Source organism: Comamonas thiooxydans (assembly GCF_002157685.2).
Lineage (GTDB): Bacteria > Pseudomonadota > Gammaproteobacteria > Burkholderiales > Burkholderiaceae_C > Comamonas > Comamonas testosteroni_H.
Map to the genome: position 1 here is coordinate 1,778,087 of NZ_AP026738.1, position 11,975 is coordinate 1,790,061.

6 protein-coding genes are annotated in these 11,975 nt (G+C 62.8%); all 6 read left to right on the forward strand.

The genetic code is table 11. From position 1 onward, the window contains the following. Positions 1-2 precede the first annotated feature (2 nt). The 6 genes from CTR2_RS08275 to CTR2_RS08300 are packed head-to-tail and all read left to right on the forward strand — an operon-like array spanning position 3 to position 11,961. Entirely contained in the window at positions 3-767 is a 765-nt protein-coding gene (locus CTR2_RS08275) for a C40 family peptidase (protein WP_176391777.1), read from the forward strand. Next, complete coding sequence (locus CTR2_RS08280) at positions 764-1,408, forward strand: tail assembly protein (protein WP_003063441.1); 645 nt, start codon at positions 764-766, stop codon at positions 1,406-1,408. The genes CTR2_RS08275 and CTR2_RS08280 overlap by 4 nt, the downstream gene beginning before the upstream one ends. Next, positions 1,405-11,103, forward strand: coding sequence for a TipJ family phage tail tip protein (gene gpJ / locus CTR2_RS08285; protein WP_087085850.1), 9,699 nt, complete (start codon positions 1,405-1,407; stop codon positions 11,101-11,103). The genes CTR2_RS08280 and gpJ overlap by 4 nt, the downstream gene beginning before the upstream one ends. Before the next feature lie 3 nt (positions 11,104-11,106). Continuing rightward, the gene (locus CTR2_RS08290; protein ID WP_087085849.1) at positions 11,107-11,301 is read left to right on the forward strand and encodes a hypothetical protein; all 195 of its coding nucleotides are present in this window, start codon (positions 11,107-11,109) and stop codon (positions 11,299-11,301) included. Positions 11,302-11,356: 55 nt separating this feature from the next. Further along, positions 11,357-11,662 (forward strand): hypothetical protein, encoded by a 306-nt coding sequence (locus tag CTR2_RS08295; RefSeq protein WP_140401098.1) that lies wholly within the window; start codon positions 11,357-11,359, stop codon positions 11,660-11,662. After that, positions 11,662-11,961 carry a hypothetical protein gene (locus CTR2_RS08300; RefSeq protein ID WP_087085847.1) on the forward strand — a complete coding sequence of 100 codons (300 nt, stop codon included), beginning with the start codon at positions 11,662-11,664 and terminating at the stop codon, positions 11,959-11,961. Before CTR2_RS08295 ends, CTR2_RS08300 begins: the two co-directional genes overlap by 1 nt. Positions 11,962-11,975 lie beyond the last annotated feature (14 nt).

Below are 11,975 nucleotides of genomic sequence, written 5' to 3' on the forward strand. Positions count from 1 at the left end.
CCATGCTGCACAAGAAAACCATGTCGGCCATTCAGGCCCATGCCCTGGCCGAGTACCCGCGCGAATGCTGCGGTCTGATCGTGGCAGTGGGCCGGCGCGAGGAATACCGGCCATGCACGAACCTCGAAGCCAGTACAGGGCAGTTCCGCATGAGCGCCGAGGCCTGGGCCGAAGCCGAGGATGCCGGTCAGGTGCTGGCGGTGGTGCATAGCCACCCCGACGCCCCGGCAACGCCCAGCGAGGCCGACAGGGCCGCATGCGAGGCCTCGGGCGTGCCCTGGGTGATCGTGAGCGTGCGCGAGGGCGCTGTGGACGATGTGCATCAGCTCGCTCCCTGCGGCTGGCGTGCGCCGCTGCTGGGCCGCCAGTTTTTCCATGGCGTGCTGGACTGCTACACGCTGATCCGTGATTGGTACGGCCGGGAGGCTGGCATTGAGTTGCCTGACTTCGAGCGCGCTGATGACTGGTGGAACAACGGCCAGGACTTGTACATGCAGCAATTCGGCCTGGCCGGCTTCGAGCTCATCCCCGAGGGTGACGCCATCCAGGCCGGTGATGTGGTGCTGATGGCGGTGCGCTCACCGGTGGCCAACCATGCCGGCATCTATCTGGACCAGCGCCCCCTAGTCGAGGCGCCCGACCTGCACCCGGTACCGAACGCCATGCTGCATCACCTCTATGGGCGCTTGTCTGAGCGTGTGGTGTACGGCGGTTACTGGCAAGAGACCACGCGCGCAGTGATTCGACACAAGGACTTCAAGGCATGACCTACACCGACGACCAACCGCTGCGCACAGTGCGGCTCTATGGCCGCCTGGGCGCTCAGTACGGGCGCATGCACCGCTTGGCTGTTGCCAGCTGCGCCGAGGCCGTGCAGGCCCTGGCCGTGCTACTGCCCGGCTTTGAGCGCGAAATGATGACCAGCCAGAGCCGTGGCGTGGGCTATGCCTGCTTTCTGGGAAAGCGCAATCTGTCCGAAGACCGGCTGTGCGATCCCGCCGGCGGCGATGACATTCGCATCGCTCCTGTGGTGCAGGGTGCAAAGCGCGGTGGTCTGTTTCAGGTGGTGCTAGGCGCAGCCCTGTTTTTCGCGGCGCCGTACATCGCGCCCGTGGTGGGCAATATGGCCGGCGCTTTGGGCTTTGATGCCATCAATGCTCTGGTTGCCACCAGCAGCGCGCTGTCGGGTATGGGCGCTGCAATGATGCTGGGCGGCGTGGCCCAACTGCTGAGCCCGCAACAACGTGGCCTGAGCGCCAAGGACGGCCCGGAAAACGGCGCCTCCTACAACTTCAATGGGCCGGTGAACACCACCGCCCAGGGCAACCCCGTGCCGCTGCTGTACGGCGAATTGATTATTGGCTCGGCGACTGTCAGCGCGGGCATTTACTCCCAAGACCAACAATGAACGCTTTTGAAGTAGTGCAGCCTCGCCCTGTGCGCGGCGGCTGGTCCCTGCGCGGCTACAAGGGCAAGGGCGGTGGCGGTGGTGCGCGTCAGCCTGTGGAGGCAGCTGACAGCCTGCACAGCACCAGCTACGCCCGTGTGCTTGATCTGCTGAGCGAAGGTGAGATTGCCGGTCTGGTCAATGGCCTGCAGTCCGTCTACCTGAACAACACCCCACTGCAGAACGCAGGCGGTAGTTTCAACTTCGCGGGCGTGACGGCGGATTTCCGCTCTGGCACGCAAACGCAAGACCCAATCCCCGGCTTCCCCTCTGCGGAGTCGCCGGCGGCCGTGGGCGTGGAGCTCAAGGCGGCAACGGCTTGGGTGCGCTCCATCCTCAATCGCAACTTGTCGGCCGTGCGTATCACGCTGGGGGTGGATGGCCTGTCCAAAGCCAACACCGAAAACGGCGACATCAGCGGCCACACCGTTGAATACGCCATTGACCTGCAGACCGATGGCGGCGCCTGGGTGCAGGTGCTGGCTGCAGCCTTCACCGGCAAGACCACGCAGCAATATCGCCGCACGCATCGAATCGACCTGCCGGCAGCGCTGAGCAGCTGGACGCTGCGCGTGCGCCGCATCACGCCCAATGCGAATAGCAACACCGTTGCTGACACTACGGTGATCGAGAGCATCACAGAGGTGATTGACGCCAAGCTGCGCTATCCCATGTCGGCCCTGGTGGGCCTGCAGGTAGATGCGAGCCAGTTTCGCGGCAGCGTGCCCACGCGCGCCTATCACTGCCGTGGCCGGATCATCCGCGTGCCGAGCAACTATGACCCGGTGATGCGCTCCTATGCGGGGATCTGGGACGGCACATTCAAGAGCGCCTACAGCAACAACCCGGCATGGGTGTTCTACGACCTGGCCACCAATGACCGCTATGGCCTGGGTAAGCGCATTCCGGCGGGCTGGATCAACAAATGGTCCCTGTACCAGATCGGGGTCTATTGCGACGGCATGGTCTCCAACGGCCGTGGCGGGGTGGAGCCACGTTTTACCTGCAACGCCTATCTGCAGAGCCGAGGTGATGCCACGCGCGTGCTGCAGGACCTGTGCAGCATTTTCCGGGGCATGGTCTATTGGGCGGCTGGCGCTGCTGTGCCTGTGGCGGACATGCCGCGAGATCCCGCAGTCACCTACAGCCAGGCCGATGTGATTGACGGTCGTTTCTCATACAGCGGCAGCCGCCTGAAGGACCGCCACACGGTGGCCCTGGTGTCGTACAACGACATGACGGACTTTGGCCGCCAGAAAGTTTTCCCATACCAGGATGACGCTGCGGTGGCACGCTACGGCATTCGTAAGGTGGAAATCTCCGCCTTCGGCTGCACCAGCGAAGCCCAGGCGCAGCGCGTGGGCCAGTGGGCTGTGCTGACCGCCCAGCGCGAGACGCGCTCTGTATCTTTCTCTCTGGGCCTCAAGGGCACGCTGTGCTCGCCCGGGCAGGTGATCGAGATTGCGGACAGCGCGTTTGCGGGCCGCCGCATGGGTGGCTTGCTCAAGAGTGCGACGGCTGCCAAGGTTGTGCTGGACGCCCCTGTCACGGCCCGGGCTGGTGACTCCATCACTGTGATGCTGCCCTCTGGGGTGGCGCAGTCTCGCCGCATTGCCTACCTGGAGATGATCGACGGCGCCCAGCATGTGAGTGTCAATCCTGCGTTTGATGCGGCGCCTGTGACAGAGAGCAGCTGGGCCATCAGCACCGCCGATGTGGCGACCCAGCTTTTTACGGTGCTGTCGGTCACAGAGGGCACTGGCCCGGGCCTGACGTTCGATGTGTCAGCCATTCAGCACGAGCCGGGCAAGTTTGCCGCCATCGACCAGGGCGCGTTGCTGCCCGAGCGTCCGGTGTCCGTGGTGCCTGCTCAGGTGCTGCCCACCCCTATCGGAGTGACCGTGGGGGCGCACAGCGTCACTGCTGGCGACGGCACGGTCAGCACCACAGTCACGGCGGCATGGCAGGCCGTGGCTGGCGCTGCTTTCTACGACGTGGAATGGTCCCGATCGCAGTCCGATTGGGTGCGTATGCCGCGCACGGCGCTGACCGTGTTGGACATCCCAAACGCCTATACGGGCGACTACCTGGTGCGTGTGCGCGCAATCTCCGCTATCGACACCGTGAGCGCCTGGGGCTATAGCGCCGCCACGACCGTGGCAGCAAAGGCTCTTCCACCGCGCAACTTCGACACCTTCATGGTGTCTGAGGCGGGCAGCGGAATGCGACAGTACAGCTTCGCTTACACCACCCAAAAACCGCCAGCCGACCTTGCGGGCGCCGAGATCCGCTACATCCTCGGATCGCCCGTCAACATTGACTGGCAGCAGATGCGCCCGCTGGACGATGGCGGCTACTACACCAATAGTTTCGAGAGCACCAAGCCCGAAGCCGGTCTGTGGACATTTGCGCTGCGTGCCCGCAGTCGCTCCGGAGTGCTTTCTGAGGGCATGCTCATCTGGCGTGGCCAGCTGCTGCACAACGTGGCCGATGTGGTGCCGGATCTAACTCCGCCACCAGCTCCCGCGGGCGTGACGGGCGTGCCGCTCATGACCACCGCGCAGGTGAACTGGACTAGCCCGACCTACACCGTGGGCCATGGTCATGACCACAGCGTGATCTATGCGGCGCTCTGGGCCACGGGCGGCGCAGCCCCGGCTTTCAGTGCCGCCAAGTCTGTGGGTACCGAGCAGGGGCACCCTGCCTCGATCCCGGTTGAGCTGGGCTCCAAGTACACCATCTGGGTTACGCATGTCAGTGTGGACGGGGTGGAGTCTGCCCCCTCGGCCGGAGTGACGTTTGTGACCGCCCAGGATGTGGGCAAGCTGTTGGGCGTGCTGGAAGGCAAGATCACCGAAAGCCAGCTTTATACGGATCTGGCCAAAGAAATCGACCTAATCAGCGGCACGGGTACCGGCAGCGTCAACGCCCGCGTGCTGGCCGAGGCCCAGGCGCGTGCCCAGGCCGTGGCTGCTGAGGCCAACACTCGCGCGCAGGCGCTTGCCGCTGAGGCAAGCAGCCGTGCGCAAGCCGTGGCCTCCGAGGCGGCAGCGCGCGGCCAGGACGTGGCGGCCATGGCTGCCGATCTGGAAGCGGCCACCAATGACCTGCAGGCGCGTATAGATTCCGTGAATGCCCAGGTCTCGGACATCATCGGCGCGAGCGAATTCGACCCGGCGCAAGCCTATGAGCTGGGGCAACTGGTCAAGTACCTGAACAAGCTCTACAGGGCCAAGATCAACACCGTGGGCAACCTGCCCACGAATACCACCTATTGGGATCTGGTGGGCGACTATGCCAGCCTGGGCGAAGCCGTGGCCGCGCATGCGGCGCAACTGGCCGACCACGCCAACCGCATCACCCAGACCGAGCAGGGCCTTACCGCTGAAGCATCGGCCCGCACCACTTTGGCTGCCCAGTTGCGTGGCAATTACACCGGCAGTGATGTGGCCCAGGTCACATCCGGCCTGGTCTGGAACGAGCGCCAGGCGCGTGTCTCTGGCGATAGTGCCAATGCCTCGGCCATCGACGCCGTGAAGGTGCGCATGCCCGCCGGTACCGGCAAGGTTGCCAGCGAGGCAAGCGTGATCGATGAGGCCACCGCTCGCGTGGCTGCTGATGCGGCCGCAGCCTCGCGCACCACAGTCATTGAGGCCCGCTTGCCTGCCGGCAATGGCCAGCTGGCGACTGCGGCAGCCGTGACGGCGCTGGACACACGGGTGACCTCGGCCGAGGGATCGCTGACCAGTCAGAGCGGCCAGATCACCAATCTGCAAAACAGCCTGGCTGAGGCGGGTGGCCAGAACTTGCTCTACAACCCGAGCTTCGACTTGGAGGGTAGTGTCGCGGGCATCGCAGCCGGGTTTGCCAATGTCCGGTCGTCAGGGGTTACCGCCAATCCTAGCCTTGTCCCATCGTGGATCGATCCTGCTGGGCGTGCCCAGCGACTGGATTGCACGGGTCTGACGACCACGCTGTTTTCGGACATCTTTACAGACAACAATTTCCGGCCGGCTGCAGTCGAAGGGCAGCGGGTTGCGCTCTCAGCTTATGTGCGCGCAAGCGCTGGCCTTACTGTGCGAGTGCATATCCAGGCCCGAGCCAGTCAGACCGCCACTGCTTTTCTGGCCACCTATAACGGCCCGGTAGTGACGCCAGGGGAGAGTGGTGCGCGCCTTACTTTGCTGTCCTCGGCACTGCCGGCTGGTACTACGGCACTGGTCATTCTTTTGCGGGTACTGGGCTCGGCCACGGCAAGTGCGGGATGGGTGGAATGGGACCGTGCCCAGGTGGAGTTGGGCGGTACGGTTACAGGGTGGAGTGACAACAGCCAGGCCCGCGATGCGGCAACCAGTTCGGCTTTGTCGGGGCTGACTTCGCGCGTCACTGCCGCCGAAGGCAATATCACCTCTACCTCTGGCCAGGTCACCAGCCTGAGCAACACGCTGACCACCACCACGGGCACTGCCAATGCAGCCCAAGCGGCGGCACAGGCTGCCAGTGATCTGGCCGGTGGCAAGGGTAAAGTGATTTACAGCGCCACGGCTCCGGCTGTAGCAGACCGGCAGCCGCAAAACCTGTGGATCGACATCACAGGCGGTGCCAACACGCCAAAGCGCTGGACGGGCAGTGCCTGGACAGCTGTGACGGACAAGGTGGCTACGGACGCTGCAGCTGCAGCAGCGGCAGCCCAAGCGACTGCGAATACCAAGGCGGATGCATCAGCCTTGACGGCGCTGGATTCCAAGGTGACGAGCCAGGGGAATACGCTTGCAGCACAAGGATCTTCGATAACTTCCTTGAAGGCTGGCTTGGCGGACGGCTCCTCTGTCAACAAGCTGGCGAATACGGCGTTTTCTCCCGAAGGCAAGCAGCCGACCACGGATGCCAATGGGGCCGTTGCGATCATTGCTCGCAATCAGCTACCTGCCGATGTGGTTGCCGGCTGCCCTGCTTCTTCCTGCGCGATCCTGAATCTCAACGCTGGAACGGGCTCCGTGCTGCGCTTCCCATTCACTGACAGCATCCATGCCACCAATGCCAACCGCGTTGTCGGGTGGGCGCCTTCTGGTGGTGCCGTGGATGTTGGGTGCTGGGTGTTCTCACCTGCAAGCAATATTTCAGCCGTTCGCCTGGCGTGCTGGTACTTCAAGGAAGATAGCTCAGCCGCTGGCAGCGCAGCAATCGCCGGAACGACCTACAACAAAACTGCGGGGGGATGGCAGTATCTGAGCGGTCGCGCAAACGTGCCGGCCGACGCGGCAAGTATGACCTTCACAGTCCAAGTGCTTACGGGTGCTGCTGGAGACAAGATCTATGCAACAGAACCCTATGTTGCGTTCCCGAACGCGGCCAGCATGCGTGCTGACGGGACGGCCGAGGCTCTGACATCGCTCACCGCGCGGGTGACGGCGGCTGAGGGCGTGAACACGTCGCAGTCCACCAGCATCACGAACCTGCAGAACTCGGTGACTGGCCTCCAAACGGGCAAGGCCGATGCTTCGGCACTGTCGGCGCTGGATTCAAAGGTGACCACGCAGGGCAATACCCTGAACAGTCAGGGCTCTGCCATCACGGCGCTGCAAAACTCGATAACCAATGGCCCGGTGCTGCCGAGCGACTTCAGTGCAGGCCTGGGCAACTGGACTGCTTCGCGTCAAGGCGATCCAACCACGGTGAATACCTTGCCTGGCACGATCGTGACCGACGACGCCAACTTCGGCGTGTGCGCTCAGTTCAACAACTGGACCTCGCTTGGAGCAGGCGTGCAGTCGAAGGGCCTCGTGCAAGCCGTTCCCGGTCGCGTCTATCGTGTGCGGGCTCGCTTCAAGGTTGTGGCAGCGCCGTCGTTCCCGTTTGGCATGAACATCGTTGCTGGGGGGAATACCGCCATCTTTGCAAGCGGCGGAGATGCGTTCAGCAACTCTGTAACCATCACCGCAGCCGGACAGATCGCGGAAATCACTGCCCTGTTCTCGGACAAAGCCGCGAATGCGGCGGGCGCTGTCGCCTGGGGTGCAACTGCCGTGCTGCTGCGCTTCGGACTGCGTCTGAATACTGCGCTTGCAAGCGGTTTGCAGCTGCGCGTGCAGTCCATCACGATTGAAGATGCGACCGCTGATGCCGCGAATGCGGACGCCACCACGGCGCTCACATCGCGTGTGACCACGGCTGAGGGAAACATTACCTCCACCTCTGGTGCCCTCACGACGCTGACTAATCGCGTGACGGCGGCCGAAGGCGTCAATGCCTCTCAGGCTACGGCCATCAGCGGCCTGCAGACAAGCGTGACCACGATCAACGGCACGCTGACCAGTCAGGGCAGTGCGATCACAAGTCTGCAAAACTCGTTGTCGAGCGCGGGTGGCCAGAACCTGCTCTACAACCCGAGCTTTGAGGTGCCGGTCGGCGGTGGCCCCGATGGCTGGACGACGACCGGCTCGTCTGGTGTCACCAGAACGGCGACAACGGTGACATCGAGCCTGGACGGAGGGGCTGCTCGCCGCATCGACGCCACAGGGATGACTACGAGCCTGTATGCCTCTCTTGAGATGGCCACTACACGGCGAGTCCCTGTGGTGAGCGATCAGCCGATGGCTGTGTCTGCTTATGCCCGTGGGACGGACGGACTACGGGCTTACATCGTCTGCACTTGGATGAAGAGCGGCGCCGTTGTCGGAAGCCAGCGCGTCAGCGCCTATACGCCTTTGGCTGATGGCTGGCAGCGCCTGTCCTTCGTGCCTCCGGTTAACAGCGGTGCAGACACGTTCTACATCTCTCTGCGCGTCAACACGCTGGGCTCAGTAACGGCTGGCTTCGTAGAGTGGGATCGTGCACAGATTGAACTAGGCGATGTTGTCACTGGATGGCGTGATAACGACAAGGCCGAAGCGAGCGCGCAGGCCTCGACCACTCAGGCTCTGGATAGTCGCGTGACCGCTGCCGAGGGCAACATTACGTCCACTTCGTCTGCTCTGACCGCGCTGACCAACCGCGTGACCGCAGCAGAAGGTGTGAACACCTCACAGGCCACGGCTATCAGCGGGCTGAATTCGAGCGTCTCTACGATCAATGGCACGCTGACCTCGCAGGCTTCGCAGATCACGAGCCTGCAGGCGGGCCTGACTGACGCGGGTGGCCAGAACCTGCTCTACAACTCTTCATTTGAACTTGCTGGTGCAGTCTCTGGAATGGCAGAAGGCTGGGTTACTCGAGGAGGTGCTGGCGCCTCTCAGCCGGTGCGAAGCCTTGTCCCGTCATTCTTGGCGCCGTCTGAATTTGCTCAGCGGCTTGAATACACAGGTTTGGCCACTTGGGGTGAACTTTGGACCGATGGCCGCAGCATCCCCCTGACTTCCAAAATCAAGGTGTCGGCCTCCGTCTATTTCCGTGCTACGGCCGGTGTCTATGCTCGCGTCGTTATTGGCTTTCTGAATGCGCAGGGCACTTGGCTTGAAGAGCGGTCAGGTGGACTCACCGCGGATGGGTCGATGCAGCGGATCTTGCTGCAGAATTTGACGCCTCACGCTGACGCGGCCATGGCCTGGGTGGGATTCCGTGTGTCAGGGACCACCGCTGCGCCGTTTACCGGATTCGTTGAATGGGACCGTGCTCAGGTTGAGTTCGGTGCCGCTGTGACTGGCTGGCGTGACAACGGCGTGGCCGGCCTGAGTGCAGTCAATGCGGCGGTCAACACTTTGGCAACGGCCAGTGCGAATGCTGATGCCGCTTTGGCATCCCGCGCTACTCAGTTGGAAAGCCGCATGCCCACCGGTACCGGCCAGCTGGCAACGGCTGCTGCGCTGACGGCGGTAGACACCAGGGTGACGAACATCGACGGCCGCGTGACCAGCGAATCCACGCGCCTTGACCAGGTGCAGGCGGCTGTAGGGTCTGCTGCGGCCTGTCTGCAAGCGCTGAACCCGTTGGGCGGGGAGTCGGAGTGGAGTGCGGTCGGCGGGGCTGCAGCGGCCACGTTCGTGACTGCGGCAGAGCCTGATGCTCGCGGTGGCGCGGTGTTGACCGTAGGAAATGGTGCAACCAATGGCGAGCGCTGGCTGCGCCATGTGACCACGATCCCCATGGATGAAAACAAGCTGTACAAGCTGTCGGTGCGCTTCAGGCGCACGGCAGGCGATGGCGGCATCTACCTGGGCATTGCTGGTCTGAACGCGGCTAAGTCGCTGTACGTGAACACAAGCAATGTCGAGACCTCCTCGATCAGCGCTGCGCACTACGCGATCAACAACGCAAAGCCAGCATTGGGCACTTGGCAGGTGGTTGAGTACTACTTCAAAGGGCGTGCTGCTGGGGCTGCGACTGGATCTGGCACCAAGGCTGCGCCGCGCGTCTTCGCCAACAAGGTTGCGCACCTGGCGCTGATGATCGTCGGCAACTATCAGGGGCAGGTCGGCTTTTTCGATCTGGACTACATCACTCTGGAGGATGTGACAGCAGACGAGCAGGCCTCTGCCGCCATCGCCACAGAGGCCACGACCCGCGCCACGACCGATGGCTATCTGGGGGCGCAGTACTCCGTGCGCATGCAACTGTCCCAAGGCGGTCAGCAGGTGGTAGGTGGGTTTGGCATCTCGGGCACGACCAGCGGCACGGCTGGGCCACAGATCGATTTTGGGGTGATGGCCAATTCCTTCTGGATTGCTGCCCCCAGCGGATCGCCGGGCGGGGTGAGCAACGTCAAGCCGTTTGTGGTGCAGACCACGGCGCAAACCATCAATGGAGTGGTGGTGCCGGCCGGCGTCTATATGGACGCGGCCTATATCAACAACGTGACGGCGCTCTGGGCCCGTTTCGGCAACCTGGTCGCGGACACGATCCAAGCCACCAGCATCAGCGTGACCAAGCTCACGGGCGGCAATCTGTCTGTGGGATCTTGGATCAACTCATCGAACTACGTGACGGGTTCGACGGGCTGGAGCATCAACGCGAACGGAAAAGCCGAGTTCTCGGATGTGACCGTGCGCGGGACCATCTACTCTAGCGCTGGAACCATTGGCGGCATCACCATCAATGGCAATGGCCTGAACTCGGGCGGCTTCTGGGGCTATGTGTGGCCGCCGGCGGGGCAGAGTGGCTTTCACATTGGTCCGAATGGCATCTTGCTGGGCAATGCCAATAACGGCAGGTATGTCGAGATCCAGAGCAGCGGCAACATCTATGCGCCAGGGCTGCGCATCGAGAACGGCAATGCCACCTTCTCCGGCAACCTCTCTGGCGCATCAGGCAGCTTCAGCGGCATTCTGACCGCGCAGAAGGTTGTGACGACTGACAACCTGAAAACCAACGCAGCCACGATTGCCCTTGGCACCACGTCGACCGCCTTGATTCCGTATATCGGGACGGCCACCGAAATCCTGGGTCTGTGGGTTCCCGATGCCGATGGCGAAGCGATGTACATGGTGAATTGGGTTGTTCTGGCCGAGGCCAGAGAAGGAGCCGGGCGCATCGACCTTCAGGTCGACGGTGTCACCCAAATATCCATTGATCCCTACCGCCCTAGTGCGGGGTATGTCACATGCTCTTTTATCAACATGTTCGTCGGTAACGGCCAGTGGCGCTACGTGCGATTGGTTGGCGTGGGGCCTGGCCTCGTTGTCAAAGAGCGAACGATCTCCGTTCTCATCAGCAAAAGGTAACTCATGCGCTATGCAATGCACAGGGTGGGGGAGGCCACCATTCTTCAAATGCTCGAGGTGGGAGAACACCTGGTCAAGCGGGTCACGCCACCGGGGATGGTGGCGGTGCCAGTCGGTCTCGATGTCTCCGACGCCACTCACTACATCGTTGACGGCGAGGCTGTGCTCAAGACGGAGGTGGACGCACCAACCAGCTAAACCATCCACGCTCCCTCAAAACGCTTCTCTCTATTTATTCCGAAGGATGAACAACATGACTGAAAAAATTATCGGCCTCCACGCCTCCCTGTTTGATGACGACTCGGGCGCGCCCATCACGCATTTTGTGATTGCCCAGTACACGATCCGCACGCTCAACTCACCTGGCAGCCAAGCCGTGCTGCAGGGCTATGTGAGCCAGTCGGCCTTTCAATCGGGCAAGCGCCCGCTGACCAGCCGCGTGATCGATGTGCCCCTGGTGCCGCCCGGTAGTGATGTGGTGCAGTGGCTGTATGAGCTGACGCCCACGGTCGAAGGGACTGACCTCTATGGCTCTGTGCCTGTGACTGCGAGCGTCTGATGGACTGGACGCCGCTGATTCACGCACTGATCGCCATGCTGGCCCAGGCCCTGGTCGGCCTGGTGCTGGGTAACTGGTGGTTGGGCGGCGCGCTGGCCTGCAGCTGGTGGCTGGCGCGCGAGCACACCCAGGCGGAATACCGCTACATCGCCACATTCGCCGGTGGCCATCGTGATGGCATGCCATGGTGGGGCGGCTTCTACTGGAAGGTCTGGGGTTGGCCCAGCCTCCTTGATGCGGCCGCGCCAGCAGCTGCCTGCCTGATCTTCTACCTGACCGCCTCCAAGGCGGTTTTTTAATGCCCAGGGAGGGG

Coding starts and splice junctions, on each gene's coding strand:
- CTR2_RS08275 (WP_176391777.1), top strand. CDS start 3: ATGCTGCACAAGAAAACCATGTCGGCCATTCAGGCCCATGCCCTGGCC.
- CTR2_RS08280 (WP_003063441.1), top strand. CDS start 764: ATGACCTACACCGACGACCAACCGCTGCGCACAGTGCGGCTCTATGGC.
- gpJ (WP_087085850.1), top strand. CDS start 1,405: ATGAACGCTTTTGAAGTAGTGCAGCCTCGCCCTGTGCGCGGCGGCTGG.
- CTR2_RS08290 (WP_087085849.1), top strand. CDS start 11,107: ATGCGCTATGCAATGCACAGGGTGGGGGAGGCCACCATTCTTCAAATG.
- CTR2_RS08295 (WP_140401098.1), top strand. CDS start 11,357: ATGACTGAAAAAATTATCGGCCTCCACGCCTCCCTGTTTGATGACGAC.
- CTR2_RS08300 (WP_087085847.1), top strand. CDS start 11,662: ATGGACTGGACGCCGCTGATTCACGCACTGATCGCCATGCTGGCCCAG.